Source organism: Actinokineospora sp. UV203, from assembly GCF_056323665.1.
Genome location: NZ_CM150484.1, coordinates 1,150,852 through 1,166,712, shown reverse-complemented (window position 1 = coordinate 1,166,712; position 15,861 = coordinate 1,150,852). Strand labels below are relative to the sequence as shown.

Genomic DNA, 15,861 nt, shown 5'->3' with positions numbered 1-15,861 from the left:
CATGACAAACCCGTTCGAGAATACCGAGGGCACGTTTCTCGTGCTGGTGAACGACGAGAACCAGCACTCGCTGTGGCCCGCGTTCATCGACGTGCCCGCGGGCTGGCGCACGGTCCACGGCGAGGCGAACAGGGATTCGTGCCTCGCCTACGTCGAGGAGAACTGGACCGACATGCGCCCAGCAAGTCTGGTAGGGGCTGATCGCTGACATATCGAGCATAAACGCTCGGTCGCGGTGACGTTTCGGGGGTCCCACACGAACACGCCATCGAAGTTGGCAGTGTTCGTGTGGGACCCCCGAAACGTCACCATCAAGGCGACCGAGCCGCGCCGCCGAAGGCGGCGCCAAATTACTGCAGCAATAGGAAGAGCGGCTTCCGTGGTTGTGCGGGGGGTGTCAGGATTGTTTCGAAGATGGGATCGGCGCCGCTGGAGCCCGATTCTCGTCGCTTCCACCGAAAGGAAACTTGAGATGACTGCCGCCGTCGACGAGCGCATGGACCAGATCAAGGACATTGTCTGCGAGATCCTCGAGATCGACGCCGACGAGGTCTCCCAGGAGAGCCTGTTCAAGGAGGACCACGGCGCGGACTCGCTGCGCGCCATCGAGATCCTGGCCTCGCTGGAGAAGCAGTTCTCCACCGTCATCGACCAGACCGAGCTGGGCCGCATGGTCAACCTGCGGGGTGTCTACCAGGTCGTCGGCGAGTCCGCGGGCTGGTAAGGCGCGGACCGACCCGATCCGGGCCGGCTCAGGCCCCCTCCTGAGCCGGCCCGCCCCGCGCCCGTTCGTCACCTTCCTGACCCGGCGCCACCGAACGAGATCGACCTGCACGAAGCTGACTGGAGGCTGTGAAAGATGACCAAGCCTGGCATCGCGGACGTGCTGCCGCTCTCGCCGCTGCAGGAAGGTCTGCTGTTCCATTCGCTCTACGACGAGCAGGGTGTCGACGTCTACACGGTGCAGTTGCTGTTCGACCTCGACGGCGCCCTGGACGTCACCGCGCTGCGCGCCGCGACCCGTGCGCTGCTGCGCAGGCACCCGAATCTGCGGGCCGCGTTCCGGCACGAGAAGCTGAACCAGCCGGTGCAGGTCATCCCGCGCGAGATCGACCCGCCGTGGTCGGAAATCGATTTGTCCGAAATGGACGGTGAGGCGCGGGCGGCCGAACTTGACCGGATGATCGCCGCGGACCGGGCCACCCGGTTCGACCTGGCCCGCCCGCCGCTGCTTCGGTTCACCCTGTTCCGCCTCGGCCCCGACCGCCACCGGCTCGTGCTGACCAACCACCACATCCTGATGGACGGCTGGTCGATGCCGATCCTGGTGAGCGAGCTCTTCGAGCTCTACGCCCGCCACGGCGACGAGTCCGGCCTGCCGCCGGTGACCCCGTTCAAGCAGTACCTCGCGTGGCTGGCGGGCCAGGACCGCGCGGGCGCCGAGTCCGCGTGGGCGGCCGCGCTCGACGGGCTGGCCGAACCCACGCTGATCGCCCCGGACGCCGTCGAGAACAGCGGGATCGCGCCGGAGCACCACACCGTCACCCTCGACGCCGATGCCACCCGACGGATCGCCGAGCAGGCCCGCGGCAACGGCTTGACCATGAACACCGTCGTGCAGGGTGCCTGGGCGCTGCTGCTGGCCCGGCACGTGGGCCGCGAGGACGTCGTCTTCGGCGCCACGGTGTCCGGCCGCCCCCCGGAGATCCCCGGCATCGAGTCGATGGTCGGCCTGTTCATCAACACCCTGCCGGTCCGGGTCCGGCTGGGCGCCGCCGAGTCCTTCGCGGACGTGCTGCGCGGCGTGCAGGACGAGCAGTCGCGGCTGATGGCGCACCAGCACCTCGGGCTTACCGAGGTGCAGCGGGTCGCGGGCCACGCCACGCTGTTCGACACCATCGCGGTGTACGAGAACTACCCGATGGACCCAGCCGCGCTGCGGGCGACCGCGGGGGACATCCAGGTCGCCGCGGTCAGCGCGATCGACGCGACGCACTACCCGATCGGCCTGATCGCCGGGATCGAGGACGGCTGCCTCGTCCTGCGCCTGGACTACCGGCCCGAGGTGCTGGCCGCCGACACCGTGCGCCGCCTCGCCGACCGGCTCGTCCACCTTTTCCGGACACTGTCCGCGGGCCTGGACCAGACGGTCGGCCGCATCGACGTGCTCACCGCGCCCGAGGTGCACCAGGTCGTCGAGCTGTGGAACGACGGCGCCGACGCGCGGCCCTCGGCGCACGCCTCGATCGTCGAGGCATTCGACCGGCAGGCCGCGCTGACCCCGGACGCCACCGCCGTGGTGTTCGAGGAAACCCGGTTGTCCTACCGGGAACTGGACGCGCGGGCGAACCGGCTGGCGCACCTGCTGGTGGCCCGCGGCGCCGGACCGGAGCGTTTCGTCGCCCTGGCGGTGCCGCGCTCGGCGGAGCTGGTGGTCGCGGTGTTGGCGGTGCTCAAGTCCGGCGCCGCGTACGTGCCGCTCGACCCGGACTACCCGCCGGAGCGCCTCGCCTACATGATCGCCGACGCGGAGCCGGCGCTGATCGTGGGAACGCGAGCCGGTGTCACCGCGCTCGGGCCCGACGTCGACGCGGTCGTGCTGGACGACGACGAGACCCTGGCCGCGCTCGCATCGCTGCCTGCCGGATCGCCCGCGGTCGAGCTGTGTCCCGAGCGGCCCGCGTACGTGATCTACACCTCGGGTTCGACAGGACGCCCCAAGGGCGTGGTGATCCCGCACGGCAACGTGCTGCGCCTGCTGTCGTCGACGGAGCACTGGTTCGGCTTCGGACCGGACGACGCGTGGACCCTGTTCCACTCCTACGCTTTCGACTTCTCGGTCTGGGAACTGTGGGGCCCGCTACTCAACGGCGGCAAGCTCGTCGTGGTCCCGCACTCGGTGACCCGGTCGCCCGAGGAGTTCCTGCGCCTGCTCGCCCGTGAGCGGGTCACCGTGCTCAACCAGACCCCGTCCGCGTTTTACCAGCTCATGCAAGCCGACCGGGAGAACCCGGCGGTCGGCCGCGAGCTGGCGCTGCGCTACGTGGTGTTCGGCGGCGAGGCGCTGGACCTGTGGCGGATGGCGGACTGGTACTCCCGGCACGGCGACGATGCCCCGGTGCTGGTCAACATGTACGGCATCACCGAGACGACGGTGCACGTCAGCTACCTGGCCCTCGACGAGCCCACCGCCGCGGTCAGCCCGGGCAGCATGATCGGGCGCGCGATCCCGGACCTGCGCGTCTACGTGCTCGACAGCGGTCTGCGCCCCGCCCCGCCCGGTGTGGCGGGGGAGATGTACGTCGCGGGCTCCGGCTTGGCCCGCGGCTACCACGGCCAGTCCGGCCTGACCTCCCACCGCTTCGTCGCCGACCCGTTCGGTGCCCCCGGAACGCGCATGTACCGCACGGGCGATGTCGCGCGCTGGGCCGAGGACGCCAACCTGGAGTTCGTCGGCCGCGCCGACGAGCAGGTGAAGATCCGCGGGTTCCGGATCGAGCTGGGCGAGATCGAGTCGATCCTCGGCGCGCACGACAGCACCGGCGACGTCGCGGTGCTGGTGCGCGAGGACCAGCCGGGCGACCGCAGGCTGGTGGCCTACCTGGTGCCCGCGGCGGGCGGCGCACTGGACACCGCGACCCTGCGCGCCCACGCGTCAGGTCTGCTCCCGGACTACATGGTTCCCTCCGCGTTCGTGGTGCTCGACGCGCTTCCCTTGACCCCCAACGGAAAGCTCGACCGCAAGGCGCTGCCCGCGCCCGAGTTCGCCTGCGCCGCCGGCGGTCGCGCGCCCCGCACACCAGTCGAGGAACTGTTGTGTGGGCTGTTCGCCGACGTTCTCGGCGTCGCCTCGGTCGGCGTGGAGGACAGCTTCTTCGACCTGGGCGGGCATTCGCTGCTGGCGACCCGGCTGGTCAGCCGGGTGCGCTCGACGCTCGGCGTCGAACTGTCGATCCGCACCCTCTTCGAGGCGCCCACCGTGGCCGCGCTGGCGGGCAGGCTCGCCGGGGCGGACGGCGCGCGGCCCGCCGTGCGCCCGGCGGTACGCCCGGACGTGATCCCGCTGTCGTTCGGCCAGCGGCGGCTGTGGTTCCTCAACCGGTTCGAGAACCAGTCCGCGACCTACAACATGCCGCTGACCATGGACATCGACGGCGACCTGGACGTCGACGCGCTGCGCCACGCGCTCGCCGACGTCCTCACCCGGCACGAGCCGCTGCGCACCCGGTTCCCCGACACCGACGGCACGCCGCGCCAGGAAATCGTCGGCGACGCCCGGCTGCCACTGTCCGTCGCGGACGTCAGTGAGTCCGAAGTGGACAACGCGGTGGCGCGGGCCGCCGCCCGCGGCTTCGACCTGGCGACCGAGTTGCCCGTTCGCGCGCACCTGTTCGCCGTCAGTGCCGACCGGCATGTCCTGGTCCTGGTGATCCACCACATCGCGGCCGACGGCTGGTCGATGGCGCCGCTCGCCCGGGACATCTCCACCGCGTACGGGGCCAGGCGCGCGGGCGGGGAGCCGCGCTGGGAGCCGCTGCCGGTGAAGTACGCGGACTATGCGCTGTGGCAGCGCGACATGCTGGGCGACGAGCACGACCCCGACAGTGTGCAGGCACGCCAGCTCGCCTTCTGGAAGGACACCCTGGCGGGCATTCCGGAGCAGTTGGAGCTGCCGACCGACCGGGCCCGGCCCGCGGTGGCGGGCCACCGCGGCGGATCGGTCGAGTTCGAACTCGACGCCACCCTGCACCGCGGCCTGCTCGGGCTCGTCCGCGGCAGCCGCGTCAGCCTCTTCATGACGCTGCAGGCCGCGCTCGCCGCGCTGCTGACCCGGCTCGGCGCGGGCACGGACGTGCCGATCGGCAGCGCCATCGCGGGCCGGACTGACGAGGCGCTCGATGACCTCGTCGGCTTCTTCCTCAACACCCTGGTGCTGCGCACGGACACCTCCGGCGACCCGACGTTCCGTGAACTGCTCGGGCGGGTGCGGGAGGCCGACCTGGCCGCGTTCGCCAACCAGGATGTGCCGTTCGAGCGGCTGGTCGACGCGCTCAGCCCGGACCGGTCGCTGTCGCGGCACCCGCTGTTCCAGGTCATGCTGACCGTCGAGAACAACCCGGCCCCCGAGTTCGACCTGCCCGGCCTGACCTGCGCTCCGCGCGACGCGGGCCTCGAGGTGTCGAAGTTCGACCTGTCGTTCGGCTTCGAGGAACGCACGGGCGGCGACGGCGCGCCCGCGGGCATCCACGGCGCGATCGACTTCAGCTTCGACCTGTTCGACGAGCAGACCGTCGCCGCGCTCGGCAGGCGCATGGTCCGCGTGCTGGAGGCGATGGTCGCCGACCCGGGCGCCCGCGTCAGCGAGGTCGAACTGCTCGACGCCGCCGAACGCGAGCGCGTGCTCGTCGAATGGAACGGCGCGCGCCGCGATGTCCCCGTCGTCGCGCTTCCGGAGCGGCTGCGGGCCACGGTGGCCGCCCACCCGTCGGCGATCGCGCTGATCCACGGTTCGCAGCGCGTCGACTACGCCGAACTCGACGCCCGAGCCAACCGGCTCGCGCGGACGCTGATCGAGCGCGGTGTCGGACCGGAGCGCTACGTCGCGATCGCCCTGCCGCGCTCGGTGGAACTCGTGGTCGCCTTGCTCGCCGTGGTGAAGACCGGCGCGGCCTACCTGCCCGTCGATCCGCAGTACCCAGCCGAGCGGATCCGGTTCATGCTCGACGACACCGCTCCCGTGCTGCTGCTGACTGCCGCGGACACCACCCTTCCCGAACTGTCCACAGAGGTCACCCGGCTGAGCCTGGACGACCCCGCCGTGGTCTCGCACATCGCGTCCCGGCGCTCCGATGAGGTGACCGACGCCGACCGGGTCGCGCCGCTGCGGCCCGAGAACCCGGCGTACGTGATCTACACCTCCGGCTCCACCGGCAGGCCGAAGGGCGTGGTCATCGGGCACGCCGCGCTGTCGGCCTACCTGGCGTGGACGTCGGCGAAGTACCCGAGCACCGGTGGGCTCACCGTGCTGCACTCGCCGATCTCGTTTGACCTGACGGTGACCGGCCTTTACACGCCGCTGGTCGCGGGCGGCACGGTGCTGCTCTCCGCGCTGGAGGACGACGAAGGGGTGCGCGCCGCGCTCGCCGAGCGCGAGTGCACCTTCCTCAAGGCGACACCGAGTCACCTCGCGCTGCTCGCCGCGCTGCCGCGGGAGTACTCACCGAGCGGGCACCTGCTGCTGGGCGGCGAGATGCTGCTCGGCGAGGCGCTCACCGATCTGCGCACCCGCAAGCCCGACTGCACGGTCCTCAACGTCTACGGCCAGACCGAGACGACAGTGAACTGCGCGGAGTACCGGATCAAGCCGGGTGCCGAGGTCGCGGCGGGACCGCTCGCCGTGGGCAGGCCGTTCGACAACATCGACGTCTACATCCTCGACGCCGCTTTGCGCCCGGTGCCGCCCGGCGTGACCGGCGACGTGTACGTGGCGGGCAGCCAGACCGCGCGCGGCTACCTGAACAGGTTCGCCCTCACCGCGGAACGCTTCGTGGCCAACCCGTTCGGCCCGCCGGGGTCGCGGATGTACCGCAGCGGCGACCTGGCCAAGCGGCGCAACAACGGTGACCTGGTGTTCATCGGCCGGGTCGACGACCAGGTCAAGGTCCGCGGCTTCCGGATCGAACTCGGCGAGATCGAGTCGGTCGTGGTCGGCCACCCCGGCGTCGCGACCGCGTCGGTGATCGTCCGTGAGGACCGTCCCGGTGACCGACGCCTGGTCGCCTACCTGGTCCCCAATGGCACTCCGGTGGACCCAGTGGAGGTCCGCGCCCACGCCGAGGCCGCGCTGCCGGACTACATGGTGCCGTCGGCGTTCGTCGTGCTCGACGCCCTGCCGCTGACCCCGAACGGCAAGCTCGACCGCTCGGCGCTGCCAGCGCCGGACCTGACCCCGGTGTCCACCGGGCGCGGCCCGCGCGACGCCGCCGAGGAAGTCCTGTGTGGACTGTTCGGCGAGGTGCTCGGCGTGCCGACCGTCGGCATCGACGACAACTTCTTCGAACTCGGCGGCGACAGCATCATCTCCATCCAACTGGTGAGCCGGGCCCGCAGGGCGGGGCTGGTGATCACCCCGCGCAACGTGTTCGAGTGCAAAACCGTCGCCGCGCTCGCCGCGGTCGCGGGCACCCTCGACAGCGTTGTCAGCGCGGGCCCCGACCAAGGCACCGGGACCGTCGCGCTGACCCCGGCGCTGCACCGCTTCCGCGAGCGCGGCGGGCCGATCGGCCGGTTCAACCAGTCGACGATGCTGCACGCCCCCGCCGACCTCGACCTCGACGGGCTGGTCAAGGTTGTGCAGGCGGTGCTCGACCGGCACGACGCGCTGCGGATGCGCCTCGACCGCGACGACACCGGGTCTGAGTGGAAGCTGGAGATCCCCGAGCCGGGCGCGGTTCCCGCCGCGGAGTGCGTGCGCCGGGTCGACGTCGCCGGGCTCGCGGGCTCCGCGCTGCACGAGTCGGTCGCCGCGCACGGCGACGAGGCATGGGACCGCACCGAGCCCGGCGCGGGCCGCATGGTGCAGGTCGTCTGGTTCGACGCGGGACCGGGCGAGGCGGGCCGGGTGCTCGTCGTCGCGCACCACCTCGTGGTCGACGGCGTGTCCTGGCGGATCGTCACCGAGGACCTCGCCGCGGCGTGGGCGGCGGTGACCGCGGGCCGCGAGCCCGCGCTGCAAGAGGTCGGCACGTCGTTTCGCCGCTGGTCGGAGCACCTCACCGCGCAGGCGCACGACGCGAAGCGGATCGCGGAACTGCCGATGTGGACCGAGATCCAGGACGAGTACGACCCGCTGCTGGGCGACCGGCCGTTCGACCCCACCCAGGACACGATGGGCTCGGTCGGGTTCGTCACGCAGACACTGCCCGCGGAGCTGACCGCGCCGCTGCTGTCCGTGGTTCCCGCCGTCTACCGCTCGGGTGTCAACGACGTGCTGCTCACCGGCCTCGCGCTGGCGGTGGCGCGGTGGCGGGCGAGCCGCGACGAGGACGAGACCTCCGTCGTGCTCGTGGACTTGGAGGGCCACGGCCGCGAAGAGTCCAGTGTGGACGCGCTGGTGGACCTGTCGCGCACGGTCGGCTGGTTCACCAGCCGCTATCCGGTGCGGCTCGATCCCGGCGAGATCGACTGGACCGAGCTGGCCGAGGGCGGCCCCGCCGTCGGCGACGCGCTCAAGCGGGTGAAGGAGCAGCTGCGCAGGCTGCCGGACAGCGGAATCGGCTACGGCCTGCTGCGCTTCCTCAACCACGACACCAGGGCGGAGCTGGCCGACCTGCTCGACCCGCAGCTCAGCTTCAACTACCTGGGCAGGCACACCGTCGGGACCGCGGCCAAGCCGACGCCGTGGGCGTCGGTGACCGACGCGGGAACCGTCGGCGGGGTGGATCTGCACGGCCCCAGGCCGGATCCGGCGACCCCGCTCACGCACAGCCTGTCGGTCAACGCGATCACCGAGGACCACGCCGACGGGCCTCGCCTGGTGGTCGTCTGGTCCTGGCCGCGGACCCTGCTCACCGAGCCGGACGTCCGCGAGCTGATGGACTGCTTCGCCGACGCGCTGCGCGGCCTGGTCGCGCACGCCGAACGCGGCGACGTCGGCGGGCTCACCCCGTCCGACACCGGGCTGGTCGCCATCACCCAGGACCAGCTCGACCGGTTCGAGTCGCGGCTGGACACCCCGGGCGACGGTGCCGACGACGCGGACGAGTTCAGTGACGAGTGGGAGATGGCGCAGTGAAACAGTCCAGGGTCGAAGACGTCCTGCCGCTGTCCCCGATGCAGGAGGGGCTGCTCTTCCAGACGCTGCTGGATTCCTCCGGCGAGGACATCTACCTTTCCCAGCTCCTGCTCGACATCGAGGGGCCGCTGGACGTGCGCGCGCTGCGCGTGGCGGCCAACGCCCTGCTGAACCGCCACGCCAACCTGCGCGCCGGGTTCCAGCACGAGGACGTCGAGCGCCCGGTCCAGGTCATCCCGCGCAAGTTCACCGTGCCGTGGCGCCAAATCGACCTGTCCACAATGGACTCGACGGCGCAGGCGGCGGAACTGGCCGCGCGGCACGCCGCCGACCGGGCGGAGCGGTTCGACCTCACCGCCCCGCCGCTCATGCGGTTCAGCGTGTACCGGCTCGCCCCGGGCCGGTTCCGGCTGGCGCTGAGCAAGCACCACCTGCTGCTCGACGGCTGGTCCATGCCCATCGTGGTGCGCGAGCTGTTCCAGCTCTACGCGGCCAAGGGCGAGGACAGCGGCCTGCCGCCGGTCACGCCGTACAAGAACTACCTGTCCTGGATCGCCCGACAGGACCGGGCGGCCGCGAACGAGGCCTGGCGCGCGGCCATGGCCGGGCTCGACGAGCCGACCCTGGTGCTGCCCACCGACCCCGGCGCCGCACCCGGGCGGCCGGTCACGGTGACCCGCGTGGTGCCCTCGGACATCGCCGAGGCGGTGCACGGCTGCGCCCGGACGCGGAGCCTGACCCTCAACACGATCGTGCAGGGAACCTGGGGCTTGGTGCTCGGCACCCTCACCGGGCGCTGCGACGTGGTGTTCGGCAGCACGGTGTCCGGCAGGCCGCCGGAGGTCGCGGGCGTCGAGTCGATGGTGGGGCTGTTCATCAACACCCTGCCGGTGCGGGTGCGCTGGAGCCCGGGGGAGCCGGTCGTCGACCTGCTCGACCGGCTGCAGGTCCAGCAGTCCGAGCTGATGCCGCACCAGTACGTCGGTCTGGCCGAGGTCCAGGCGATGGCGGGCTACCAGCGGCTGTTCGACACGGTCACCGTGTTCCAGAACTATCCCGTCGAGTACGACGATGACACCGCCACCATCGGCGGGCTGCTGATCCGCGGTGTGCCCACAAAGGACGGAACGCACTACCCGCTGAGCTTCGCGGCGGGCGTCTCGGGACGCGAGATGCAGCTGCGGCTGTCCTACCGCACGGACGTTTTCGACGCCGAGCAGGTCGAGTCCATCATGGACAAGCTCATCGGCACACTCGCCGCTGTCGCGGCGAACCCGGAGCGGCCGGTCGGTCGGATCGACACGATGTCGGCGGCCGAGCGGGAACGGGTGCTCGTCGACTGGAACGACACCGCCGCCGACCTGCCGCGGGCGACCATCTCCGAGCTTTTCGAGGCCCAGGTCGACCGCACACCGGACGCACCCGCCCTCATCCATGGCGACACCACCCTGACCTACGCCGAGTTGGACGTGCGGGCGAACCGGTTGGCGCACCTGCTCATCGCCCGCGGCATCGGGCCGGAGCAGCTCGTGGCGGTCGCGGGCGCACGCTCGGTCGACCAGATGGTCTCCGTGCTGGCCGTCGGCAAGGCGGGCGCGGCCTATCTGCCGGTGGACCCCGAGTACCCCGCCGACCGGATCGCCTACATGCTCGACGACGCCCGTCCCACGCTGGCACTGGTCGACTCCGCCGCCGACGAGATCATCGCCAAGGCGTCCGCCGACCTGCCCCGGCTGGCCGTCGACGGGCCGGACGCGGACGGGGAGCGCACGACCCGCCCGACCGACGACGACCGGATCGCGCCGCATGTCGCGGCCAACCCCGCCTACGTCATCTACACCTCAGGATCCACCGGACGGCCCAAGGGCGTCGTGGTGTCCCATGCGGGCGTCGCGAGCCTGGTGCACACCCACACCAGCAGGCTCGGTGTCGGCCCGGGCACCCGCACGCTGCAGTTCGCCTCACCCAGCTTCGACGCCGCGTTCTGGGAATACGTCATGGGTCTGCTCTGCGGCGGCGCCCTGGTGCTGGCGAGCCGAGAGCAGATGATGCCGGGTGAGCCGCTGGCCTCGGTGCTGCGCGAGCAGCGGATCACCCACGCCACCCTCCCGCCGGTCGCGCTGGCGAACATGACCGCCGAGGCCGACCTCCTGCCCGGTGGCGTCCTGGTCACCGCGGGCGAGGCGTGCTCGGCTGAACTGGTCCGGCGCTGGTCCGCGGGCCGCACGATGATCAACGGCTACGGTCCGACCGAGACCACCGTGGCTTCCGCGATCAGCGGGCCGCTGGCCCCCGGCGCCGTCCCGCCCATCGGCACGCCGGTGGCGAACCTGCGCTGCTACGTCCTGGACTCGGCCTTGCGGCCGGTGTCACCCGGCGTGTCCGGCGAGCTGTATGTCGCAGGCTTGGGACTCGCGCGGGGCTACCTCAACCAGGCCGCGCTGACCGCGCACCGGTTCGTCGCCAACCCGTTCGAGGCGGGCGGCGCCCGGATGTACCGCACCGGTGACGTGGTCCGCTGGACCCCGGCGGGCGAACTGGAGTTCGTCGGCCGGGCCGACGAGCAGGTGAAGATCCGCGGCTTCCGGGTCGAACTCGGCGAGATCGAGGCCGTGCTGGCCGCGGACCCCGCGGTGGCCCAGGCCCGCGTGTTCGTTCGCGAGGACCGACCGGGCGACCGGCGTCTGGTCGGCTATCTCGTGCCCGTGTCCGCTGCCGACGCCGCCATCGACACCGCCGCCCTGCGCGAGCGCGCGGCCGAGACGCTGCCGGAGTACATGGTGCCCGCCGCGCTCGTCGTGCTCGACGACTTCCCGGTGACCCCCAACGGAAAAGTCGACCACAAGTCCCTGCCCGCCCCCGACTTGGTCGCCACCGCCGGGCGGGAGCCCGCGACCCGTGAGGAACAGACGCTTCGCGACCTGTTCGCGGAGGTGCTGGGCATCGACGGGATCGGTGTCGAGCAGAGCTTCTTCGACCTCGGCGGGCACTCGCTGCTGGCGACCAGACTGGTCAGCCGGGTTCGATCGGCGCTGGGCGTGGAACTGGCCATCCGCACGCTGTTCGAGGCGCCGACCGTCGCCGCGCTCGCCCGCAGGCTCGACGGCGACTCCCGGGCCAGGAACGCCCTCGTGGCCCGGCCGCGACCCGATGTCGTGCCGCTGTCCTTCGCGCAGCGCAGGCTGTGGTTCCTCAACCGAATGGGCGGCCAGGCAGGCGCGTACGCGCTGCCCGTGGCCATCAGGCTGACCGGCGATCTCGACCGCGCCGCGATGCGCCGGGCGCTGTCGGACGTGGTCGGCAGGCACGAGTCGCTGCGCACGGTCTTCCCGGAGGGCGACGGCGGCGTGCCGCACCAGGTCGTGCTGGACGCGCACGAGGTCGAGCTGTCCATCGCCGACATCGCGCCGGACGCGGTGGACGGCGCGATCGAGGCGGCGGCCGCGTCCGGGTTCGACCTGACCGCGCAACCGCCGCTGCGCGCGCACCTGTTCGCCACCGGCGAGCGCGAGCACGTGCTGGTCCTGCTGCTGCACCACATCGCCGCCGACGGCTGGTCGATGGCGCCGCTGGCACGCGACCTGTCGCTGGCCTACACCGCGCGGGTCGCCGCAGAAGCTCCACAGTGGACACCACTGGCCGTGCAGTACGCCGACTACGCGCTGTGGCACCACGAACTCCTCGGCAGCGAGGACGACCCGGACAGTGTCATCGCCCGACAGCTCGGCTACTGGTCCGAGCAACTGGCCGGGATCCCCGACGAGCTGAGTCTGCCCGTCGACCGGCCGCGCCCCGCGACGAGCGACTACCGCGGCGGCCGGGTGCCGGTGCGGGTGGACGCGCCCACCCACGCGCGGCTCACCGAACTGGCCAGGGCGGGTGCGGCGAGCCCCTTCATGGTGCTGCAGGCCGCGTTCGCGACCCTGCTCAGCAGGCTCGGCGCGGGTGACGACATCCCCATCGGCACGCCGATCGCGGGCCGGACCGACGACGCGCTCGACGACGTGGTCGGGTTCTTCGTCAACACGCTGGTGCTGCGCACCGACACCTCCGGCGACCCGACCTTCCGGGAGCTGCTGCGGCGAGTCGGCGAGACCGACCTCGCCGCGTACTCCCACCAGGACGTGCCGTTCGAGCGGCTGGTGGAGGTGCTCAACCCGCGGCGCTCACTGGCCCGGCACCCGCTGTTCCAGGTGATGCTGACCCTGCAGAACAACTCCGAGGCGAGCCTGCCGCTGCCCGGCCTCGAAGCGACCGCGCACCCGGCCTCCGGCGGCGGCGTCAAGTTCGACCTGTCGATGAGCATGGTCGAGCGGCACACCGAATCCGGTGCGCCGGACGGTTTCGACGGGATGCTGGCCTACCGCGCCGACCTGTTCGACGAGGCGACGGCGCGGCGGATCGCCGACCGGTTCGCCCGCATCCTGGCCGCGGCCATGGCCGATCCGGACACGCCGATCGGCGCGTTGGAGGTTCTCGACGCGGCGGAGCGACACCGGGCACTGGTCGAGTGGAACAGCGCGGCACACGACGTGCCGATCGTGCCGGTCGCCGAGCTGATCGAGGCCCAAGTCGCCCGCACGCCCGACGCCACGGCGGTGACCGGCGCCGGGAACACCCTGTCCTACCGGGAACTGGACGAACGCGCGAACGCGCTGGCCCACCTGCTGATCGCGCACGGCGCCGGGCCCGGCGCGACCGTCGCACTGGCGCTGCCGCGGTCGGTCGAGCTGGTCGTGGCGCTGCTCGCGGTGCTCAAGTCCGGCGCCGCGTACGTGCCGCTGGACCCCGAGCACCCGGCCGACCGCATCCAGTACGTCCTCCAGGACTCCGCTCCCGCCTTGCTGATCAGCACCGCTGCGGTGTCCGATCGGCTGCCGCGCGGCGATCTCCCCTTGCTGCTGCTGGAGAACGCCGACCTCGCCGCGCACCCGGTCACCGCGCCGACCGACGCCGACCGGCACACGCCGCTGCGGCCGCGGCACCCCGCGTACGTCATCTACACCTCGGGATCCACCGGCAGGCCCAAGGGCGTCGTGGTCGAGCACCGGTCCGTCGCCGACTACCTCGGCTGGACCGCCGCGGCCTACCCGAGCGCGGCGGGCGCCGCGCTGCTGCACTCGCCGGTGTCGTTCGACCTCACCGTGACCGCGCTCTACACCCCGCTCGTCGCGGGCGGCTGCGTCCATGTCGCGGCGCTGGAGGAGTCCGATGACACCGCCGCCGCACTCGCCGCGCGGCCGTGCACCTTCCTCAAGGCGACGCCCAGCCACCTGCCGCTGCTGACCGCGCTGCCCGAGCCGTACTCGCCGAGCGGTGAGCTGCTGCTCGGCGGCGAGGCCCTGCTCAGCGAGGCGGTCGAACCGTGGCGCATGGCGCATCCCGACGCGGACGTGGTCAACGTCTACGGGCCGACCGAGGCGACGGTGAACTGCACGCAGTACCGCGTCCCCGCGGGCGCCGCGCTGCCGGCGGGCCCGGTGCCGATCGGCAAGCCGTTCGCCGGGACCCGCGCCTACGTGCTCGACGCGCGGCTGCGCCCGGTGCCGCCCGGTGTCCCCGGCGAGCTCTACATCGCCGGCGCGTCGCTGGCGCGCGGCTACCTCAACCAGGCCGGGCTGACCTCGCTGCGGTTCACCGCCGACCCGCACGGCCCGGCGGGCTCGCTGATGTACCGCACCGGTGACCTGGCCCGCGCGCTGCCTAGCGGTGACCTCGTGTACCTGGGCCGGGCCGACGATCAGGTGAAGCTGCGCGGGCACCGCGTCGAGCTCGGCGAGATCGAATCCGTGCTGCGCGGTGTGGACGGCGTCGCCGAGGCGACGGTGCTGGTCCGCGCGGACCGGCTGATCGCCTACGTGGTCGGCACGGTGCCGCCGGAGGAACTGCGCGCCCGGCTGTCGCGACAGCTGCCGGACTCCATGATGCCCGCGGCGATCGTCGCGCTCGACGCGCTTCCGCTCACCGGCAACGGAAAGCTCGACCGCTCGGCGCTGCCCGACCCGGACTTCGCCGAGCGGGCCATGGGTCGGGCGCCGCGCACCCCGGCGGAGCGCGCGGTCTGCGAGCTGTTCGGTGAGGTGCTCGGCGTGGCGGGGGTCGGCATCGACGACAACTTCTTCGACCTCGGTGGGCATTCGCTGCTCACCACCCGCCTGGTCGGGCTGGTCCGCGACCGGCTCCACGTCCGGATCGGAGTCGCGGCGGTGTTCCACGCGCCCACGCCCGCTGAGCTGGCGGCGGTGGTCGACACCGGCGCGGCGACCGTCGCGCGGTCGGCCGAGGCGGCGTTCGAATCACTGATCACCCTGCGCGCCACGGGATCCCGGCCGCCGCTGTTCTGCGTGCACCCCGGCCTCGGCATCGGCTGGGTCTACTCCGGACTGCTCCGGGTCCTGCCTGCCGACCAGCCGGTGTACGCGCTGCAGGCCCGCGGACTGACCGGTTCCGCCGAGCTGCCGCCGTCGATCGAGGCGATGGCCGAGGACTACCTCGCGCAAATCCGCGCGGTGGCACCGGATGGCCCCTACCGCCTGCTGGGCTGGTCCTTCGGCGGCCTGGTCGCCCACGCTGTCGCCACCCGTTTGCGGCGTGCGGGCGCCGAGGTCGAACTGACCATGATGGACGCCTACGTCGGCTTGCGGCGCGCGGAAAGCAGCCGCGAGGACTTTCTGCGGAGCCTGCTGGCCGCCGCGGGCGTGGACCCGACGAGCCACGAACTCACCCACGAGCGGGTGGCGGCCGCGCTGGCCGAGTCCGGCAGCGTGTTCGGCGCCCTCGACGCGGACCGGCTCGCCCGGGTCGAGCGCGTGGCCGCCAACAACGCCCGCCTCGCCGACGCGTTCGTCCCGCAGGTCTACGCCGGCGACGTCCGCTACTTCCAGGCGACCGCCGGTCGCGGTCCAGGCGCTCCCGAGGTGTCCGGCTGGGAGTCCGCTGTGGACGGACGAATCGAGGTGCACCCGATCGACTGCTCGCACGACGAGATGACGCAACCGGGACCGCTGGCCCGGATCGCCGAGTTCCTGGCAGACCAGCGCAGCACTGCCTACCTATCCGAGAGGTGA

At 72.1% G+C, this 15,861-nt stretch carries 4 protein-coding genes; all 4 read left to right on the top strand.

Features of this window, described 5'->3' with window-relative positions:
* Position 1: 1 nt before the first annotated feature.
* The 4 genes from ACUZ2Y_RS05235 (at position 2) to ACUZ2Y_RS05220 (ending at position 15,861) form a co-directional block, all read left to right on the top strand.
* Complete coding sequence (locus ACUZ2Y_RS05235; protein ID WP_476327440.1) at positions 2-208, top strand: MbtH family protein; 207 nt, start codon at positions 2-4, stop codon at positions 206-208.
* 264 nt (positions 209-472) lie between these two features.
* Positions 473-724 (top strand): acyl carrier protein, encoded by a 252-nt coding sequence (locus ACUZ2Y_RS05230; protein ID WP_476327438.1) that lies wholly within the window; start codon positions 473-475, stop codon positions 722-724.
* Positions 725-859: 135 nt separating this feature from the next.
* Positions 860-8,794, top strand: coding sequence for an amino acid adenylation domain-containing protein (locus ACUZ2Y_RS05225; RefSeq protein ID WP_476327436.1), 7,935 nt, complete (start codon positions 860-862; stop codon positions 8,792-8,794).
* Positions 8,791-15,861 carry an amino acid adenylation domain-containing protein gene (locus ACUZ2Y_RS05220; RefSeq protein WP_476327434.1) on the top strand — a complete coding sequence of 2,357 codons (7,071 nt, stop codon included), beginning with the start codon at positions 8,791-8,793 and terminating at the stop codon, positions 15,859-15,861. Before ACUZ2Y_RS05225 ends, ACUZ2Y_RS05220 begins: the two co-directional genes overlap by 4 nt.